This window comes from Nonomuraea dietziae, from assembly GCF_014195505.1.
In the GTDB taxonomy this organism is placed as follows: domain Bacteria; phylum Actinomycetota; class Actinomycetes; order Streptosporangiales; family Streptosporangiaceae; genus Nonomuraea; species Nonomuraea roseola.
In genome coordinates this window covers 1,147,072-1,162,964 of the sequence record NZ_JACIBV010000001.1, presented here as the reverse complement: position 1 = coordinate 1,162,964, position 15,893 = coordinate 1,147,072, and the positions used below count along the sequence as shown (strand labels likewise).

At 70.4% G+C, this 15,893-nt stretch carries 16 protein-coding genes; 7 read left to right on the top strand and 9 right to left on the bottom strand.

Annotated elements, in window-relative coordinates; genetic code table 11:
• Nucleotides 1-1,113 carry a sensor histidine kinase gene (locus FHR33_RS05720; RefSeq protein WP_183644514.1) on the bottom strand — a complete coding sequence of 371 codons (1,113 nt, stop codon included), beginning with the start codon at nt 1,111-1,113 and terminating at the stop codon, nt 1-3.
• The gene (locus FHR33_RS05715) at nt 1,110-1,772 is read right to left on the bottom strand and encodes a response regulator transcription factor (RefSeq protein WP_183644511.1); all 663 of its coding nucleotides are present in this window, start codon (nt 1,770-1,772) and stop codon (nt 1,110-1,112) included. The genes FHR33_RS05720 and FHR33_RS05715 overlap by 4 nt, the downstream gene beginning before the upstream one ends.
• Nucleotides 1,773-1,923: 151 nt before the next feature.
• On the opposite strand from FHR33_RS05715, the gene FHR33_RS05710 reads away from it, so the two are divergent.
• Nucleotides 1,924-3,450 (top strand): DUF1349 domain-containing protein, encoded by a 1,527-nt coding sequence (locus FHR33_RS05710; protein WP_183644508.1) that lies wholly within the window; start codon nt 1,924-1,926, stop codon nt 3,448-3,450.
• A 108-nt stretch (nt 3,451-3,558) separates the two neighbouring features.
• Here FHR33_RS05710 and FHR33_RS05705 read toward each other — a convergent pair whose 3' ends face one another.
• Nucleotides 3,559-4,056, bottom strand: a complete 498-nt coding sequence (locus tag FHR33_RS05705; protein ID WP_183644505.1) for a hypothetical protein — start codon at nt 4,054-4,056, stop codon at nt 3,559-3,561.
• Nucleotides 4,057-4,082: 26 nt separating this feature from the next.
• Nucleotides 4,083-4,358 (bottom strand): hypothetical protein, encoded by a 276-nt coding sequence (locus FHR33_RS05700; RefSeq protein ID WP_183644503.1) that lies wholly within the window; start codon nt 4,356-4,358, stop codon nt 4,083-4,085.
• A 347-nt stretch (nt 4,359-4,705) separates the two neighbouring features.
• Here FHR33_RS05700 and FHR33_RS05695 point away from each other — a divergent pair, with 347 nt between their 5' ends.
• On the top strand, nt 4,706-5,305 hold the full coding sequence (locus FHR33_RS05695; protein ID WP_183644500.1) for a hypothetical protein: 600 nt from the start codon (nt 4,706-4,708) through the stop codon (nt 5,303-5,305).
• 34 nt (nt 5,306-5,339) lie between these two features.
• On the opposite strand, the gene FHR33_RS05690 is transcribed toward FHR33_RS05695, so the two are convergent.
• Entirely contained in the window at nt 5,340-6,641 is a 1,302-nt protein-coding gene (locus FHR33_RS05690; protein ID WP_183644497.1) for an MFS transporter, read from the bottom strand.
• On the bottom strand, nt 6,628-7,875 hold the full coding sequence (locus tag FHR33_RS05685; RefSeq protein ID WP_183644495.1) for an aminotransferase class V-fold PLP-dependent enzyme: 1,248 nt from the start codon (nt 7,873-7,875) through the stop codon (nt 6,628-6,630). Before FHR33_RS05685 ends, FHR33_RS05690 begins: the two co-directional genes overlap by 14 nt.
• On the opposite strand from FHR33_RS05685, the gene FHR33_RS05680 reads away from it, so the two are divergent.
• On the top strand, nt 7,874-9,286 hold the full coding sequence (locus FHR33_RS05680; protein WP_183644492.1) for an aminotransferase-like domain-containing protein: 1,413 nt from the start codon (nt 7,874-7,876) through the stop codon (nt 9,284-9,286). The genes FHR33_RS05685 and FHR33_RS05680 overlap by 2 nt on opposite strands.
• A gap of 109 nt (nt 9,287-9,395) precedes the next feature.
• Here the strand turns inward: FHR33_RS05680 and FHR33_RS05675 are convergent, their stop codons facing one another.
• Nucleotides 9,396-10,157, bottom strand: a complete 762-nt coding sequence (locus FHR33_RS05675) for a class I SAM-dependent methyltransferase (RefSeq protein WP_183644489.1) — start codon at nt 10,155-10,157, stop codon at nt 9,396-9,398.
• Between the two features lie 151 nt (nt 10,158-10,308).
• Between FHR33_RS05675 and FHR33_RS05670 the strand changes: the two genes are divergently transcribed.
• From FHR33_RS05670 to FHR33_RS05655, 4 genes are all read left to right on the top strand, one after another.
• Nucleotides 10,309-10,953: a Type 1 glutamine amidotransferase-like domain-containing protein gene (locus FHR33_RS05670; RefSeq protein ID WP_246452503.1), complete on the top strand. Its 645-nt coding sequence runs from the start codon at nt 10,309-10,311 to the stop codon at nt 10,951-10,953.
• A gap of 99 nt (nt 10,954-11,052) precedes the next feature.
• A complete protein-coding gene (locus FHR33_RS05665) occupies nt 11,053-13,815 on the top strand; it encodes a glycoside hydrolase family 2 TIM barrel-domain containing protein (RefSeq protein WP_312895377.1) in 2,763 nt (920 codons plus the stop codon).
• A gap of 116 nt (nt 13,816-13,931) precedes the next feature.
• The gene (locus FHR33_RS05660) at nt 13,932-14,069 is read left to right on the top strand and encodes a hypothetical protein (protein ID WP_183644483.1); all 138 of its coding nucleotides are present in this window, start codon (nt 13,932-13,934) and stop codon (nt 14,067-14,069) included.
• A gap of 103 nt (nt 14,070-14,172) precedes the next feature.
• Nucleotides 14,173-14,694: a snapalysin family zinc-dependent metalloprotease gene (locus FHR33_RS05655; protein ID WP_183644480.1), complete on the top strand. Its 522-nt coding sequence runs from the start codon at nt 14,173-14,175 to the stop codon at nt 14,692-14,694.
• A gap of 59 nt (nt 14,695-14,753) precedes the next feature.
• Here FHR33_RS05655 and FHR33_RS05650 read toward each other — a convergent pair whose 3' ends face one another.
• Both FHR33_RS05650 and FHR33_RS05645 read right to left on the bottom strand, forming a co-directional pair.
• On the bottom strand, nt 14,754-15,398 hold the full coding sequence (locus FHR33_RS05650) for a hypothetical protein (protein WP_183644477.1): 645 nt from the start codon (nt 15,396-15,398) through the stop codon (nt 14,754-14,756).
• Between the two features lie 67 nt (nt 15,399-15,465).
• Nucleotides 15,466-15,807, bottom strand: a complete 342-nt coding sequence (locus FHR33_RS05645) for a DUF5713 family protein (protein WP_183644474.1) — start codon at nt 15,805-15,807, stop codon at nt 15,466-15,468.
• Nucleotides 15,808-15,893 lie beyond the last annotated feature (86 nt).

Below are 15,893 nucleotides of genomic sequence, written 5' to 3'. Positions count from 1 at the left end.
TCAGGGAAGGTTCGGATGAGATCCCTGCGCGAACCGCACGGTGATGGACAGACCCCCTTCGGGGCGTGCGTCGGCGGTGAGGGTGGCGTGGTGAGCTTGGGTGACGGCATTGACGATGGCGAGGCCGAGGCCGTAGCCGTCGTGACGGCCGTGACGATCAGGCGCCAGTCTCTGGAAGGGTTGAAAGAGGCGCTGGATCTGGTCGTCGGGGATGGCCGGCCCGCTGTTGGCGACCGTAAGGGCCACCTGTGTGCCGGAGCTCCGCGTGATGATCTGGACGTGCCCGTGTTCGTGGTTGTGGCGGATGGCGTTGTCGATGAGGTTGGCGACGAGGCTCTCGATCAGTCTCGGGTCCCCGGCTGTCACTGCGGGCTTCAGGCGTTCGGCGAGGTCGATGCCCCTCTTTGTGGCTTGGTCGCGGCGGGAGGCGAGCACTCCTTCGACGACGTGGGCGAGGTCGAGGCGGTCCCAGCGGGTGACGCCCCGCTCACTGGTGGCCAGCGCGAGCAGTGCCTGGACGAGCCGCTCCTGGTGTCCGCCCAGGGCGAGGGCCTCCTGGCAAACCGAGCGCAGGGTGTCGGCGTCGGCATCGGGGTCGGCGAGAGCGACTTCAAGGAGGGTGCGCAGGCCGGCGAGAGGGGTGCGCAGCTCGTGGGAGGCGTTGGCGACGAAGTGGCGTTGGGCGTCGAAGGAGGCTTGCAGGCGGGTGAACAGGTCGTCGAGGGTGTGGCCGAGTTCGGTCAGCTCGTCCGTTGGCTCGCCGAGGTCGAGGCGTCGGTGGAGGTTTCCGGCGGAGATGATTCTGGCGGTGGCGGTGATGGCGCGCAGCGGGTGCAGGAACCGGCCGGCGACGTACCAGCCGAGAGTCAGGGCGACGGGAACCAGAATGACCAGGGCGACGGCGGATCCCATGAGGAGTTGGGGCAGGCTGATCCCTGGCCCGGCGGCGATCCCGCTCGATGGGGGATGGCCTGCGGGGATGGCCGCGTGGATGGTGGCGAGCGGGACGTCGACGAATACCAGCACCAAGACTCCGGCGGCGTAGATGCCCGCCGCGTAGGCGAGCGCGAGCCGCGTCTGCAGGGACCTTCTGGCGAGCTGCCGGGAGGTCATGACGGCCCGATGCGGTAGCCGCCTTCGCGGATGGTCTCGATCACGGGCGGTTCGCCGAGCTTGACCCGTAACCGGTGCATGGTGTGTTTGACGGCACTGCTGAAGGGGTCGGCGGCCTCGTCCCAGACACGTTCGAGCAGTTCCTCAGCGGAGAGGACCAGGCCGGGTACGGCGAGCAGGCACTCGAGGAGGGCGAACTCCCTGGGGCTCAGCTCAAGGCGCCGGCCGGCCCGGGACGCGGTACGGCGGGCCGGATCGAGGGTGATGTCACCGCACGCCAGGGTGGGTGGTAGCGGCGGGGTGGCGCGCCGGGCCAGGGCCCGGACGCGGGCGACCAGTTCGGCGAACGCGAACGGCTTGGGCAGGTAGTCGTCGGCGCCGAGGCTGAGCCCGTCGACACGGTCCTCGATCGTGCCGGAGGCGGTGAGCATCAGCACGCGGGTCTCACAGCGGCCGTGGGCCAGTCGCCTGCAGATCTCGTCCCCGTGGACGCCGGGCAGGTCGCGGTCGAGGATCACCACGTCGTAGCGGGTGACGGCCAGACGGTCGAGGGCGGCGGTTCCATCCAGGACGACGTCGACGGCCATGCCCTCGCGGCGCAGCCCGGTCCCGATGGAGCGGGCGAGGACCTCGAAGTCCTCGACGACGAGGACCCTCACCGCCGGTCACCGCCGGTCGTCGTGCGGGCAGGGCGACCGAACCGGCCGCCGGGTCGAGGTGCCATGGGCCAACCTTGCCAGATCCCGGGTCGCAGCCGGGTCGCAGCGGCTGCGACCCGGCTGGAACCGGGTGCCGCGTACAACCGTCGGCATGAGTTCATCTACGCCATACCGATCCAGCCAACGGGTCGGGCGGGACGGCTTCCCTCAGTTGCTGCGCGCGGAGTGGACCAGGTTCCGCACCGGGCGCGGTTGGGTGCTCCTCATGGTGGCCTCCGTGCTGGTCACCGTGTCGCTCGGACTACTGATCGCCGGAGGCGCCCGCAGTACCTGCGTAACAGGGAAGGGCGAGGGCCCCTGTCCCGCGCCTCTGCTGGGACCCGATGGCACGGCGGTGAACGACAAGTACTACTTCGTTCACCAGCCACTCAAGGGGGACGGCAGCATCACCGCCCGCGTGTCGGACATGACCGGGCAGTTCCGGCCGCCGGACGCCATACCCGGAGTGCACCCCGGCTATGAGGAGGGAGTGATGCCATGGGCGAAGGCCGGGCTTCTCGTCAGGCAGAGCCTCAAGCAGGGCACACCGTATGCCGCTGTCATGATCACTGGCAGGCACGGTGTGAGGATGCAACACAACTTCACCCACGACGTGGCCGGCGGTCCTGTGCAGACGCCCCGGTGGCTGCGGCTGACCAGGTCGGGTGACACTCTCACCGGCTACGAGTCGGGCGACGGCAAGACATGGACCGAGGTCGGCACGGTCAAGCTGACCGGCCTGCCGGAGACGGTCCAGATCGGGCTGTTCGCCACCTCGCCAGGCGCTCTGCGGGAGATGGCGTCACGCTTCGCCCAGGCCACCGCCACCTTCGACCAGATCAAGCTGCAGGGCGCGAACGGTTCGTGGCGGCACGACGACGTCGGCGTCGTCATGAAGCCCGACGGCAGGACCCCGCATCACCCGGGCCGGGTCGTCGAGTCCGGCGACCAGCTCCTCGTGACAGGGGGCGGTGACATCGGGCCCGCCACGGTGACGGGCGGTCTGCGCGCTGACTTCACGCTGATCGGCGGAGCTGTGGGGCTGATCCTGGTGCTCGTGGTGGCGGTCACGTTCTTCACGGCGGAAGACCGGCGCGGGCAGATCAGGACGAGCCTGCTGGCCGAGCCGCATCCAGCGCGACTACTGGCGGCCAAGGCCATGGTCGTCGGTGCGGTCGCGTTCGTGGCCGGGCTGGCGACCTCGGGCATCGTGGTTCCTGCCGGCCTGGCGCTGTTGCACGCCAATCAGAACCCGATTCAGCCGATCACTCTGGGCACCGGGCTCCGGGTGATCGTCGGCTACGCGGCGCTGACCGCGGCCGCCGCCGTGCTGGCTCTGGGCCTCGCCGGGCTGGTCATGCGGGGCGTCGTCGCCATCGGGCTGGCCATCGCGCTGGTCGTCGTGCCCTACCTGCTGGCGACCGCGGGTCTGGTGCCATGGCTGCTGATGATCACCCCTGCCGCCGGGTTCGCGATCACGCAGAGCGTCCCCACCTTCGCGCATGTGGACGTGGACCATTCACTGCTCGGTGGCTACTACCCGCTCCCGCCATGGGCAGGGTTGGCCGTGACCTGTGGATATGCCGCCCTCGCCCTCGGGGTGGCGATCGCCGTACACCGCAGGAAAGTGCCGTGTTAGGTCCCGCAGAAACCCGGCCGGCACGTTCGGCGACAGGTTCCGGGCCGTTGTCGGCGGCGGGCGCCTCGCGTTGGGTGATCAGGAGATGCCGGTGGGGTGAGGACCTCCTCATCCGCTGCTCCAGATCAGGTTGCCGTACTCTGTTTCCGACTCCACTCCCACTCCCCAGACGCGGGTGGAGCCGGGGACCTGGGAGATCACCAGGTTCACGCCGTGATCTCCGGCCAGGGGGAGCCGAACGGGTGTCCGACGACGGCCCGCCATGTGTTGCAGGTCGTCCTTCTCCACCCGGGTGAGCCAGAACCCTCCACGGCCGTCCGGTACCAGCTGACCGCTTCCGCTCTCCTTCGAGCCGCGCTGCCATGACCATGCGGCGCCGTTCCAGTGCAGCAGGAGCAGATAGCCCGGTTCCTCGTCGGCGACCTCTATGTTGGCCGCCACCCATACGTCACTCGGGCCGGTCGCGACCAGGTCGGTGACGATGACCCTCGGGTCTTCCCACTCCGGGAGAGGCGGTTCGGGGGAGGGGATCTTGTGCCATCGCCTGCCGTCCCAGCGGGCCAGTCTCAGCTCATTGCCCTGTGGAAGCGGATTCGTACCGAACACCCACACGCTCCCGCCGGCGGACGCGGTCACTTTCGTGAGTTGCTCGGCGCATCGCGGTCCCGCAGCGTCCAGTGCCTGTCGTTCTCGCTGCCCTTCTTGCGCCAGACCACCGGGATGCTGCCGTCACGAGTGACGGCGACGCACCTTCCTTCTCGTCGGGGCGTGGTGGGCCGGGTGACAGGGTGATCGCCCGCCACCCAGACCGTCCCGTCCTTGAGCGCGACCACATCCGTCGGCAGGCCCCCGGCGAGGGCGGTGACCACCCGCCAGCCGTCCCTGGCGGTCCGGCGTGGCAGCGGCACGGGAGTCCACGTGGGCTCGGTTGTGGTCGCGCACGTGGGCAGCGCGGACGGGGCCGGGGAAGGTGGTGGGGACGGAGCCGAGGAGGGGTTCTCGCCGCGCCCGTGTTCTGGGTGGAGCAGGCGGCCGCGGCGAGAAGTAAGGCGAGGACCAGCCGGAGGGTCGCGCACTGGCCGAAACAATGGCGACAGCCCTGCAAGCACAATCAAGATCCCGGCGGTGCGACCACCGGAACGGAACGCGCCCTCCCGCTGATGTCGGCCGATGATGGTCGTGCGCCGAACCCCTTGACGTCGCGATTCGATCACGAGACTCACGGCGCACACGGTCGCGCGGTCCAATAGCTGTCATGGGTAACGAGACTGCCGACCCGCCTCGCCGCCCAGCGTCGCGAATGACCACGCGGGCGCTACGGGTATTCGCGAAGAAGACGGTGACGTATGTCGGCGTGGTGCTTGTCTCCGCCACCATTGTCTCCGCCTTGCTCAGGGTTCAGTGGCCAGACCCGCTCCATCCCATAGTGATCTTGACGGGTGCCGTCTTCGTCGCCCCGGCCGCCATCGCGATGGCCATCGACTGGCTGCGAAGGAAGTCAGACCGGCAACGGCTCGACCAGGCGGCCGAGGACCCCGGGGAGCTTCTCCAGCGGCGCGTCGAACGTGTCAACACCGCGTTCGCGGAAGCCGCCGCGCTCATGGATGAACTCCAGCGTGACGTCGAAGCTCAGCAAGCCGCGCGTGAAGCGCTCGTCACCCAGGCCGCGGAGCAGCAACGCCTCCTGGAGATCAACGAGGAGCAGGCCGAGAAGATCCGGCACCTTCTCTTCTCCGAGACCAAAGCCACCATCCATGCCGAACGGCGCCAGCAGTGGACGTTCTTCCTGCTCGGCTATCTCGCCTCTACGGCGACGTCCATCCCCATCGGGATCTGGATCAACAGCATCAGCTAGGTGATCCGTCGACGCCGGGTCGTGCTCGGCCGTGTCAGGCAGCGGCGGGTTCTGCTGGCGGCGCCGGCAGGGTGTGGAGTCGGCTCACCGGGGAGACGACGAGCCCGATCACCACGACGGCCGAGCCGATGGCCGCCATGGTGAGCGCGCCCCTGGCGCCGACCGCACCCGTGAGGAGGCCTGCGGACAGACCGCCGAGCGCGCCGCCACCGAACAGCAAGGTGCGGAAGACCGCGGTCATGCGGCCCATCATCGCCTGCGGCGTGCTGGTCTGGCGCAGGCTGACGATGATGACATTGGCGACGCCGAGGCCCAGGTAGGTGGCGAAGAAGGACAGGACGAACATCCCCACCATCACCGGCCTCGGGCCGCCCGCCACGACGAGCAGTGCCGGGCCCAGCAGGAGAGCCGTCTGAGCCACGAGATAGACCCGCCCGAGCCGGAATCGCGCGATGATCTTCCGGGAGATCGCCGCGCCGATCAAGCCGCCCACGGAGGCCGTCGCGAAGACGCCGCCCAGGGTCGTGGAGTCCAGCTGCAGGTCACGCGTGCCGTACAGCAGGAACATGGTCCAGACGGTGACCATGGAGAAGTTGCAGCAGAACCCGACGAGGGCCAGCGCGCGCAGGATCGGGTTGCCGAAGACCCAGTGCAGACCCTCGCGCAGTTCGGTCAGCAGACGTCTCTTCGCCGCGGGTGGTTCTGGACGTGGCTCACGCGTGCGGATCAGCAGCAGCGACGCCAGCGACACCAGGTAGGAGAACGCGTCCACGACCAACGCCACCGGCGCCGTGAGCGCACTGATCAGGGCACCGGCGAGCCCGGGACCGGCCACGTCGGCCGCCGACGAGCTGATCCCCATCTTGGCGCCGGCTTCGACGTAGTGCTGGGGGTCCTTCACGAGGGTGGGCACGAAGGACATCCAGCTCACGTCGAACAGCACCGAAGCGACGCCGATGACGCAGGCGATGACCAGGAGCGGCGCCATGCTGAGGACGTCCAGCCAGGACAGGACCGGGATCAGGGCGAGCAGGACCATTCTGGTGAGGTTGGCCCACACCATGACAGGCCGCCGCCTGACCCGGTCGACCCAGACCCCGAACAGCAGAGCGAGCCCGAGGTAGGGCGCGAGCTGCAGGAACCGCAGGAGGCCGACCTGCTCGTCGGTGGCCTGGAAGGCGTAGATCGCGGTCAGCGGCAGCGCGAGGTTGGTGATCTGGGTGCCGAGCAGCGACAGGGTCTCGCCGAGCCAGAACTTCAGGAAGTCGCTGTTGCGCCACAGCCCTTCCCGCGCGGAGGCGGCACCCGGCTCGGTGAGAGGTTCAGCGGTCGTCACGGCTGCCGCCCACGAGGCTGAGGTCGGCGACCGCCGCGACGACCTGGTCCACTTCCTGTTCGGTGTTGTAGTAGTGCGGCGACAGGCGCAGGCACCAGTCGATGTCCTTGTCGCCGAAGTCGAACTGCGCGAAGTGGCGGTAGCTGAGCGCCGAGTTGATACGGCGTGCGTCCATGGCGGCCTTGAACGGCTCCGGCTGCCAGCCGTCGATGGCGAAGGTGACCAGGGCGCCCAGCTGCCGGCCGTGGTCGAGCACGCGCACCCCCGGCAGATCGGCGAGCCTGTCGCGCAGCCCTGCGGCCAGGGCGGGGGTACGGCGGGCGATGGCGTCCATGCCGACCTGGCGGGCGTAGCGCGCGGCGGCGGCGCAGCCGAGGACGATGGCGTAGGGAAACTCCCAGTCCTCGAACCTGGCCGCCGTCTCGACGGGCTGGTAGCGGCCGGGCTCGACCCAGCGCGCGCCGTACATGTCGATGAACAGCGGCTCGTAACCGGCGCGCAGGACGCGGTCGGACACGTACAGGAAGCCAGAGCCGCGGGGGCCGCGCAGGAACTTGCGGCAGGTGGCGGTGAGCAGGTCGCAGCCGATCTCCGCGACGTCGATCGGGTACTGACCGACCGACTGGCAGGCGTCGACCAGGTAGAGCAGATCGAGCTCGCGGCAGTGCCGCCCGATCTCGGCCACCGGCTGGACCAGGCCGGAGTTGGTGGGGATGTGGGTGGCGGCCACCAGCCGCGGGCGGTGCTCCCTCATCAGTCTCGCCATCGCCTCCACGTCCACCCCGCCCTCTGGCAGGTCGGGCGCGTGCACGGCCCGCACGCCGAACCTCTTACCCAGCGACAGGAAGGCGATCTGGTTGGAGATGAAGTCGTTGCGGGTCGTGAGGATCACATCACCCGCCTCGAACGGGATCGCCGACAGGGCGGTGGAGAAGGCGTGGGTGGCGCTACCGGCGAACGCGATGTTCTCGGGAGCGCAGTTGATCAGGGCGGCGGTCTCGGCGTAGAACTCGCGGACCTGCTCGGCGCGGGCGGCCGAGGCCTCGTAGCCACCGATGCTCGCCTCCAGCCGCAGGTGGTCGACCATCGCGGCCAGCACGGGCGCGGCCAGCAGACCGCAACCGGCGTTGTTGAAGTGCACGACGTCGCCGGCGCCGGGGGTGTCCGCGCGCAGGGCCGCGACGTCCAGAAGCGATTCTGCGGAAATCCGGGAAGCGCTATTATCGTTTCTCATGTCAGACAGTAGCAGTTCTGCGGAGTTGACGACCAGGATGCGCGCGATGATCGACCGGCTGGCACCGGGCGACCGTCTGCCCAGCAGCCGCGAGCTGATCAGGCGCTACCAGGTCGGCCCCGCCACCGTGTCACAGGCGATCGCCACGCTCGCCGCCGAGGGCCTGGTGGTCACCCGTCCGGGCAGCGGCACGTACGTGGCGGCACGCGCCCAGCGGCGCGCCGAAGTGGCCGACACCGCCTGGCAGACCGTCACCCTCGCCGACCGGACCGTGGACACCCGCATCCTCACCGGCGCCGTCGGTTCGCCACCCGCGGGCACGATCATGCTGGACGGCGGCTACCTGCATCGATCGCTCCAGCCCACCCAGATCCTGACCGCGGCGCTGGCCCGCGCCGCGCGCCGCCCCGACGCGTGGGACCGCGCCCCCGCCAGCGGCCTGACGTCCCTGCGCAGCGTGTTCGCCACCATGGCCGGCGGCGGCGTGAGCGCGGACGACATCCTGATCACGGCCGGTGGGCAGAGCGCGCTGTCCATGGCGTTCCGGGCCATCGCGGCGCCGGGGGACCCCGTCCTGATGGAGTCGCCCACCTATCCGGGAGCGATAGCCGCCGCCAGGGCGGCCGGCCTGCGCCCGGTACCGGTGCCGATGGACGCCGACGGCCTGCAACCCGACCTCCTGGCCGACGCCTTCGCCATGACCCGCGCACGCCTGCTGTACTGCCAGCCGGCCTGTCACAACCCCACCGGCACCGTGCTCGCGCCACAACGCCGCCGCCAGATCATCGATGCGGCCAGGGCGGCGGGCGCGTTCGTCATCGAGGACGACTTCGCGCGGCACCTCGGCCACGGCACGCCGGTGCCGCCGCCTCTGCTGGCCGACGATCGCGACGGCACCGTGGTCTACCTGACCTCGCTCACCAAACCGGCGGCGCCGAGCCTGCGCATCGGCGCCCTGGTGGCCCGTGGCCCGGTGATGGAACGCCTGCGCGCCACCCGCCTGGTAGACGACTTCTTCGTCACCCGCCCGCTCCAGGAAACAGCGCTCGAACTCCTCAGCTCTCCCACATGGGAACGGCATGTCCGTTCTCTGGCCGCAGCCCTGCGGGAGCGGTGCGGAGCGCTGGCGGCCGCCGTCGCGCACGAACTTCCCCACTGGACGCTCACCCGCATCCCCACGGGCGGGCTGCACCTGTGGGTCCGCCTGCCGTACGGCACGGACGACACCGTGATCGCCGACACGGCCCGGCAGCACGGGGTCGCCGTCAGCGCCGGCAACCGCTACTTCGCCACCGAACTCCCGGCGGCCTACCTCCGCCTCGGCTTCGCCGCCACCGCCGACCGCACCGAGCTGATCGAGGCCACACGCCGCCTCGCATCCGTCCACGAGCACGCCGCCGGCACGCGCTGATCGAAGCGGTCCCGCCGGCTCGGCGCCGTGACCCCGCTGCTCCGGACGCGCACGCTTCGCCTGTGCAGGGGAGCTCGTCGCGGCGCAGGTCAACGAGGCGCCGTCGGCGTCACCGGCACCGTTCGAGTGTGAGCAGCGGCTCGGAGAACGCGGGCGCCGGTGCGCCGGGATCCGCGGCGACAGCCTGCTCCAGTCGGCGGAAGCCGGCCTCCAGCTCGTCGGGACTGAGCTGAGCGAAGAACGAAAGGGTGCGCAGGCGCAGCCGTTCGAGCATGTCAGCGCGGGTGCCGGAGGACGGCTGGAGGACCGTGCCGAAACCGGTGACGCGCCAGCCGTCCGATGTGAACATCGCGATGACCTCGTGCAGCGGCTGAAACAGCGAGGCATCGACCTCCAGGCCGCGGGGGAAGTGCTCCAGCCACCACGGCATGGGATGGTGGTCGCTGAAATTGGCGCGCAGGAGCAGCCGCCCGCCTGGCCTGAGCACCCTGGCCAGCTCCCGGGCCGCCCGCGGCTTGTCCTGGACGTGGTGCCAGGACAAGAACATGAGCGCGTAGTCGGCGCTGCCGGACGGCACCGGCATGTCCTCGGCGGAGCCTGCCAGATACCGGACATCGGCGTGCGGGGACTGCGTCTGCGCTATCTCGCGCATGCGGACCGACGGCTCGACGCCGGTCACCGGCCCGAACGCCCGCGCCAGCGCGGGGGTGAACCTGCCCGTCCCCGAGCCGACGTCCAGCCCCGCCAGAGGGCGCCGCTCGGGCAGCACCGCTCCGAACGCGCTGATCCATGCCCGCAGCTGCTGCTCGGTGAGCGCCCGGCCACGCGCGTAGTCCTGGTACTGCTCCGTGTCGTAGTCGATCCGCCTCATCACAGCTCCCGTGTTCGCCGGACGAACCATCGGCCCAGATATATCGACCTGATATATCGGGACGATAGGCACTGTCGCGTCATGCCGCAAGGGACCGCATCGACGCGCTCCCGCCGCACCCCAAGGTGAGAGCTAGGGTTCTTCGGTGCGCATGTATCTCTCCTCCTTCCGCATGGGCGATCGTCCGGACCAGTTGCTTGCACTGCTGGACAGGCAGGGTTCGGCCGAAGTCGCCGTGATCGCCAACGCCATGGACGCCCAGCCCGAGGACGAACGCACAGCGGGGGTCGAGCGTGAGACGAGCGCGCTCACCGCGCTGGGGCTGCAGCCGACCGAGCTTGACCTGCGCACGTTCTTCGACCGGCCCCACCAGGCCGTCGCGGCCGTGCTGGGCCGCTTTCCCATGGTGTGGGTGCGCGGCGGAAATGTGTTCATGCTGCGTTACGCGCTCGCCCGCAGTGGCGCCGACATCGCACTGACGGCCTTGATCCGACGGGACGCAGTGGTCTACGCCGGATACAGCGCCGGCCCCTGTGTGCTTGCGCCGAGCCTGCGCGGACTGGAGCGCTGCGACGACCCGCAGGTCGTCCCCGCGACCTACGGCGAGCCGGCGATCTGGGACGGGCTGGGCATCCTCGACTACGCGGTGGTGCCACACATCGACTCTGATGGTCACCCTGAGTCGCAGGCTCTGGGTGTCGTCGCGGCCACCTACGATGCGGACGGCGTCGCGCACCGCACCCTGCGCGACGGGCAGGCACTCATCATCAACGGCGAGGACACGCACATCTGTTGACCGACGCGGGTGGCTCCCGAGCGCCATGGACAGCGGCGAACCCATGGGCAGCGGCGAACCCATGGACATGTTCGGTTTATTGGGAAAACATCGGTTTCTGTGTACTTCGCTGATTTCCCCCCCGGTGCCGGACGCCTCGAACCGCGCGCCGCGCTTCGCTCCGACGCCCCCTCCCTCGACCTCACAGGCGACTGGCGCTTCCGCCTGTCATCCGTCGCCGACCTGCCCGACGACTTCGCCGCCCCCTCCTTCGACGACTCGGCCTGGGACGTGCTGGCGGTGCCGTCCCACTGGCCGCTCCACGGTCACGGCGCGCCCGCCTACACCAACGTCGTCTACCCCTTCCCTGTGGACCCGCCGCGCGTTCCCGACGAGAACCCGACGGGCGACTACCGGTGCGTCTTCGACCTGCCCGAGGGCTGGAGCGGTGGGCGGCTGCGCTTCGAGGGCGTGGACTCCACGTTCAAGGTCTGGCTGAACGGCCACGAGCTGGGCTTCTCCACGGGCAGCAGGCTCCCCGCCGAGTTCGACGCCGGGCCGTACCTCGTGGAGGGCGCGAACGTCCTCGCGGTACGGGTGCACCAGTGGTCGGCCGCCAGCTACCTCGAGGACCAGGACATGTGGTGGCTGCCCGGCATCTTCCGAGAGGTGGAGCTGACCCGGTCGAGCGCCGACCTGTTCGTGCGCGCCGCGGCCGACGGGACGCTCAGCTTCGAGGGCGAAGGGCTGCTGTCCATCCCCGAACTGGGCGTCGCCGATCTGGCTCCGGGCACCGAGGTGCAGGTGGCTGCCGAGCCGTGGTCGGCCGAGCATCCCCGGCTGTACGAGGCGAGCTTCGTCACCGCGGAGGAGACCGTACGGCTGCGCGTGGGCTTCCGCACGATCACCGTCGAGGACGGCGTGCTCAGGGCCAACGGCGTGCCGCTGGTCTTCAAGGGCGTCAACAGGCACGAGTTCCACCCCGACCACGGGCGGGCCGTGCCGTACGAGACGATGGTCGAGGACGTGCTGCTGATGAAGCGGCACAACGTGAACGCCGTCCGCACCAGCCACTACCCGCCGCATCCGGCCTTCCTTGACCTGTGCGACGAGTACGGCCTGTGGGTGGTCGACGAGTGCGACCTGGAGACCCACGGGTTCGGCCAGACGGCCTGGCGCGGCAACCCCACCGACGACCCGCGCTGGACGCAGGCGCTGCTCGACCGGATGAGGCGCATGGTCGAGCGCGACAAGAACCACCCGAGCGTGGTCATGTGGTCGCTCGGCAACGAGGCCGGCGTCGGCTCCAACCTGAAGGTCATGGCGGACTGGACGCGTGAGAGGGACCCCTCGCGGCCGATCCACTACGAGGGCGACCTGTCGTGCGCGAACGTCGACGTCTACAGCAGGATGTACGCCTCGCACGCCGAGGTGGAGGCCATCGGCAGAGGCGAGGAGGATCCCCTCGACGACCCCGAGCTGGACGCGCGGCGCAGGGCGATGCCGTTCGTGCAGTGCGAGTACGCGCACGCGATGGGCAACGGGCCCGGCGGCCTGGCGGAGTACCAGGAGCTGTTCGAGACCTACCCGAGGCTGGCGGGCGGGTTCATCTGGGAGTGGATCGACCACGGCCTGACCCACCAGGAGTACGGCTACGCCTACGGCGGCGACTTCGGTGAGCCGCTGCACGACGCGAACTTCGTGGTCGACGGGCTGGTCTTCCCCGACAGGACGCCCTCGCCCGGACTGCTGGACCTGAAGAAGGTCTTCGAACCGGTCAGGTTCGCCTTCGACGAGGGGACGGTGACGGTGACGCGGGCGGTGCCGTACCCGCTGTCGTTCCCCTGGGCGCTGACGGCGGACGGCACGGTGGTGGCGGAGGGCGTCCTGGAGGTGCCCGAGAGCCCCGGCGCCGAGGTGAAGCTGCCTACACTGCCCGAGGTGGCGGAGCCGGGCGAGCTGTGGCTGACCGTGCGTGCGGTCCTGGCCGCCGACCTGCCGTGGGCCGAGGCGGGGCACGAGGTGGCCTGGGGCCAGACGAAGGTCGGCGAGGGACGGCGGGAGCCGGTCGTGACCCGCGGCAGGGCGGGCGCCGACCTCGCCGGCGCCACCTTCGACTCCAGGACGGGCAGGCTGACCGGGCTGTTCGGGCTCGACGTCGAGGGGCCGAGGCTCGAGTTGTGGCGCGCGCCCGTCGACAACGAGCGCTTCGGCGGCCTGGAGTGGAACTGGCGCACGCTCGGCCTGCACCGCCTCACCCACAGGATCGACTCCGTCTCCCGCGAGGACGGCGTGCTGACCGTCAGGTCGCGCGTCGCGCCCGCCGCCACCGACCTCGGCATGAGCGTCACCTACCGGTGGAGCGACGTGGGGGAGGGGATCGGCCTCGACGTGCACGTGGTGCCCGAAGGGGAGTGGACGCTGCCGCTGCCCAGGCTCGGCCTGTCCATGACGCTGCCGGCGAGCTTCGAGGAGGTCGTCTGGTTCGGACGCGGGCCTGGCGAGGCCTATCCCGACACGGGGATGGCTGCCGCGGTGGGCGGCTGGGGCGCCTCGATCGAGGAACTGCAGACGCCGTACGTCTATCCGCAGGAGAACGGGCAGCGCGCCGACGTCAGGTGGGCGCGGCTGACCGGAGGTGAAGGGCCGGGGCTGCGGATCGAGGGCGAGCCGGTGTTCGGCCTGACCGTGCGCAGATGGAGCACGGAGGAGCTGGCCGCCGCCGGCCACCTGACCGACCTGCGGAAGGGGGAGCGGGTGCACGTCCACCTCGACCACGCCCAGCACGGCGTCGGCACCGCGGCCTGCGGTCCTGGCGTGCTGCCGCGCTACGAGCTGAGGGCGGGGGAGGCGCGCTTCGCCTTCCGCTTCACCGCGGTGTAGCGCCCACTGTTTCCATAGCGGAACCCGCTGAGGCCGCCGCCGCGCTGGAGGCGGCCCAGCAGGCGCGCGCCGCCGGGTACACCCCGATTCCCGGCTGGTTCTTCCCCGTCGTCGGCGTGCTCGTCGCCGTGGCCTTCGGGCTGCAGGCCCTGCACGAGCTCGCCGTCCTGCCCGTGGTCGCCGTGCTGGTGGCGGGCTACGTCCTGACCGAGCGCGTCCGCAACAGGCGGGCGCGGGCCTCGTTGGGTCGGTGAACATCGACCCATCCATACCACCGTAATAGGGGCAAACTGGCTTATCCCCGGACGGAGCTGTCGCGCCTACCGTGACAGCACCCCCACTGTCCGAGGAGACACGATGCCCCGACCCCTCCGTCTCGCGCTCTCTCTCGTCCTCACCCTCGCGTTCCTGCTGGCCACCTCGCCCGCACAGGCCGCCTCCCTGGTCAGGGTCCTCCGGTACGACGCCGGCAGGGCTGCCGAGTTCCGCGGCGCGGTGGACCAGGCCGCGCAGATCTGGAACGCCAGCGTCACGAACGTCCGCCTCGTCGCCGGCACCCCCGCCCACTTCGTCGTCGTCGCCGACAACGGCTGGCCCCGCGCCCTGCCCACCAGCCTGGGCAGGGGCACCATCTGGATGGGCAGGCAAGCCACCTCACAGGGCTACCACCCGGTGCGCATCGCCGCCCACGAGATCGGCCACATCCTAGGTCTGCCCGACCGTCGCACCGGCCTCTGCTCCGACCTGATGTCTGGCTCCAGCGCCCCCGTGAGCTGCACGAACGCCTACCCGAGCGCGGCCGAGCGGGCCGAGGTGGACCGCAACTTCGCTGGCAGCACCCCGCTGGTCGAGTTCGGCCGGCTGCACGTGGACCGCTGAGACCAGGCGCACGCGGCCCGGAGTCCGGGCCGCGGCGTCATGGGCGGGAACCATGGAGATCAGCTCCGGCGAGGTCCTCGGCACCTGTCCATCCACCACCAGCCCTCGCCCAGGTGCGTGGTGGGGCAGACGCGCATGCCGTACGCGTCGAAGCTCCCGGTGGCCTCGCCGGTGAAGTGCGCGTAGCCGAGGGCGTCGTCGGGGATGCCGAGCCAGTCGGGCAGGAACAGGACCGGCCGGCCGCCGCTGGTGCCGAGGGCGGAGACGCGGCAGTTGGCCGAGACGAAGCACAGGTGCGACGGCAGTTCGGCGCCCAGGTAGCTGTGGAGCCGCTCGGCGGGCAGCTTCCCCTCGCGCGCCAGCTCCGCCACCTGGGTGAAGGCGAAGCGTTCCAGGTGGAAGCGGAGAGGGACGCGCAGCTCGGGGGTGAACTGGAGGGTGACGGGCGCGGCGAGGCCGGTGACCGTCAGCACCAGACCGGCGGCACAGGCGGCGACCCGGCGCCGCCGGAGGAGGACCGTCATCACGGGCAGGTAGACGGCGAGCGCCACCAGGTAGGCGAGCCCCTCGGCCAGGGGGGCCAGCAGCCAGAGCGCGGTCACCAACTGGCCGATGTGCAGTCCCACGGCCAGCATCGCGACCGTCACCGCGCCCATGACCGACAGGAGGATCGTCGTGGGGAGGCGTCGCCGGCAGGTCGTCACGGGCACACCGTAGGAGCTCCGGGTGCAGGGCCGGCCCGCGTCGTGTGGAGATTGTGTGAAGATCGGGTCACCAGTCCCGGGCGGCGATCAACTCCTCCCTGTCGGCCTCCGCGAACCCGTAGGCCGACGCCACGAACCAGAAGTCCTCGGCGATCGCCTCCCGGGCCACGGTCTCGATCTCACTGCCTGCCGCCTCGAACTCGGCCCCCAGCGCGTTGAACTCCTCCGTCGCAGCCTCCGTGAGCTGGTACAGCGCCGCCAGATCCGACGGCTGCCCCGCCTCGATCCGCTCGCACAGCCTCACCAGGATCGCTCTACCCTTGTCGACGAGGTGATCAGGGAAGTACCCGTCCTCGTACATGTCGCTGAGAAACGCATGATCGGCCACGTGTTCGTGTGTGGATGACATCGCAGTCCTTCGGTTCTCGCCATCAGGTCGTCTCCCGATCCTGCACTGCCCCACCGACAACGCGGGCCCCTGATCGCCGCCCGGCG